Below are 2,366 nucleotides of genomic sequence, written 5' to 3'. Positions count from 1 at the left end.
GGTGTCTGTTAAACCCGTGGCGATTCAATGATACCCGGAATGACTAGGTTCATAAACGAGATAGCGCAAAGAAGTGGAAGATGGGCTATGGCTAAGTTGACATTAAGTTCCGGGCCTCAAGCAGACGTCTCAACGTTGTCTCGCGAATATGCCAAATTATTCCGCAGCAGATGCTCAGCCCTACGGATTGACAGTCTATATTACTCTCCAAACAGTCTTCATTTACCTTCGGTTTTACGATACATGTCTGGTCGGTTGATCTGCCAGACAAAGTCTGGTCGGTTCAACGGGAGATACCCCATTTTCTGGTATAGCCAAGGGGCGCTGTCAGTGACCAGCATTATCCGTCGCAGGCGTGACATCAATGGATGGGCGTGACAGCATTCAATCAACCAACGACCGAGGCCACTTTTCTGATAGTCGTTCAGCACGTAGACGTCGCACAAATAACCAAAAGTGGCAAAGTCTGTCACCAGACGGGCGAAACCGATCTGTCTTGTGCCATCCAGTAGGCCAAAACAAAGGCTGTTCTGGATAGATACACTGACCGTTTCTATATCAATACCAGGAGCCCAGGACGATTGCGAAAGGTAATCATGAATGGCTTCCAGCTCAAAAAAGGCGGGATCGGTTGTGACCGTAAACAGGTCTTTAGTAAAACTGAGATGCGGGTTATCCACTGATTAACTCCTTGTAAACGAATATGTGACGAGACAGGACCGAACGGTATGTTGGGTAACTCTCAGGATGATTTCTCATGTACCGTCATGATGAACACCAATGGGCTCGCTCCTCGGTTTTCATAGCAATGCGCAACGTCTGTTCTCGCGGTTGCCGAACAGTTGGTGTTCACTTGATACAGGTGATCTTGTACACCCAGTGTGAGTGTGCCTTCCTGGACGTAAAACAATTCAAGCGTTCCATCTGTGTGGCCGGGGGAAGCAAACTTTTCCCCCGGTTGCATTTCCCACATCCACATCTCGGTCATATCAGGGCCACCTGATCCTGCAAGCAGTCTGGCTCGTCCGCCTTTTTCGCCTTGCCATAATTCGGGGATTTCCTCTTCAGCGATGAGATGCACCGTTGGTTTCGAACTGACATCCACAAAGTCTGCCACCGAAACCCCCATCGCGACGGCCAGGCGGCACAACAGAGCAATACTGGGATTTGCCCGGCACCCCTCAATTTCAACCAGTGCACCCTTGCTGACGCCCGCCCGGCGGGAGAGTTCATCAAGGGAGATTTTTTTTTGTTTGCGATACAGCTTAATCCGCTGAGATACAGCTTCATTTACTGTGCTGGCAATCGAACCAGCATCGGTCATTAAATTGACTTTTTTAGTCATTGGTCATTATCATGATTTAAATTGGTCATTACAGGATTATTCCGTGTTAACAGTATCTCCGTCAATTGCCCCTGAAATTTATCGTATTGCACCCGGTTTCCGGGCACTCAGTATCTATGTAAACGCTGCGCCGGTGCTGAACCCTGATATTGGTGAAACAGCGCTGAGAGAAGCTTGTGAAGCGGTTCTTGTCGGTGAGCCTGAGTGGGCAGAATCGCATTTAGCTGCATGGGCTGAGATTTTTCAGACGTTTGGCGCTAAGCCTAAACGCACCCCTTGTTCAGCTGATGCGTTACGTAAGCGTGTATTACGTGACGGCGCGATGCCAGCACTTGACCCCATCGTTGATCTCTATAATGCCGTTAGCCTTCGCTACGCCGTGCCGGTGGGGGGCGAGAACATTGCTGCCTATCAGGGGCTACCACGCCTCGTTGTGGCAACAGGCACTGAGCCGTTTGATACGGTAAAAGAGGGTGAAATCGCCGTTGAATATCCTTCGCAAGGTGAAGTTATCTGGCGTGATGATGCCGGTGTGACCTGCCGTCGCTGGAACTGGCGACAAGGAGTCAGAACCCGCTTAGATGTGGAAGCACAGCACATGTGGTTTATTCTGGAGAGTCTGCCGCAAATGCCACTGGAAAAACTTCACGAAGCCGGGAAGATGCTGACCGATGGCCTCGAAGCAATGATGCCAGGTCTGCGGGTTGACGTAACTCTCATTGAAGAGCAACAACCGTAATACCATTGAGGAGAAACACCATGTTCACCGGCTTGTCTGCTTTCCCAATGACCCCTGTTACCTCCAACGGCGTCGATGAAAAGGGATTCAATAATATTTTGGCCCGCCTTACGACGGCACGGGTGGATTCAATGGGTATTCTGGGGTCTACCGGTAGCTACGCCTATCTAACCCCGGAGCAGCGCAAACGTGTCGCGACTCTGGCAAAACAGGTTGCTGGGGATATCCCTGTTATGGTGTGTGTGGGGGCAGTCAGGGAAGGTGCGAATAAGCAGGTCATTT

General features: G+C 50.5%; 4 protein-coding genes. 2 read left to right on the top strand and 2 right to left on the bottom strand.

Features of this window, described 5'->3' with window-relative positions; translation table 11 throughout:
* Positions 1-218: 218 nt before the first annotated feature.
* Both FDX11_RS01595 and FDX11_RS01590 read right to left on the bottom strand, forming a co-directional pair.
* A complete protein-coding gene (locus FDX11_RS01595; protein ID WP_019077728.1) occupies positions 219-680 on the bottom strand; it encodes a GNAT family N-acetyltransferase in 462 nt (153 codons plus the stop codon).
* 62 nt (positions 681-742) lie between these two features.
* Positions 743-1,345 (bottom strand): helix-turn-helix domain-containing protein, encoded by a 603-nt coding sequence (locus FDX11_RS01590; RefSeq protein ID WP_001581470.1) that lies wholly within the window; start codon positions 1,343-1,345, stop codon positions 743-745.
* A 43-nt stretch (positions 1,346-1,388) separates the two neighbouring features.
* Between FDX11_RS01590 and FDX11_RS01585 the strand changes: the two genes are divergently transcribed.
* Together FDX11_RS01585 and FDX11_RS01580 are read left to right on the top strand one after the other, a co-directional pair.
* On the top strand, positions 1,389-2,084 hold the full coding sequence (locus tag FDX11_RS01585; protein ID WP_001581469.1) for a B3/4 domain-containing protein: 696 nt from the start codon (positions 1,389-1,391) through the stop codon (positions 2,082-2,084).
* Between the two features lie 20 nt (positions 2,085-2,104).
* A partial coding sequence (locus tag FDX11_RS01580; protein ID WP_170975583.1) for a dihydrodipicolinate synthase family protein occupies positions 2,105-2,366 on the top strand: 262 nt, incomplete at its 3' end.

It is taken from the genome of Citrobacter sp. wls714 (assembly GCF_005281025.1).
Classification (GTDB): Bacteria; Pseudomonadota; Gammaproteobacteria; order Enterobacterales; family Enterobacteriaceae; genus Citrobacter; species Citrobacter werkmanii.
The sequence above is the reverse complement of the archived record's forward strand: the minus strand, read 5'-3'. Positions and strand labels throughout refer to the sequence as shown.

What these genes read in the sequence shown, in the direction of transcription:
- FDX11_RS01590 (WP_001581470.1), bottom strand. Translation starts at nt 1,345, where the DNA reads ATGACTAAAAAAGTCAATTTAATGACCGATGCTGGTTCGATTGCCAGC.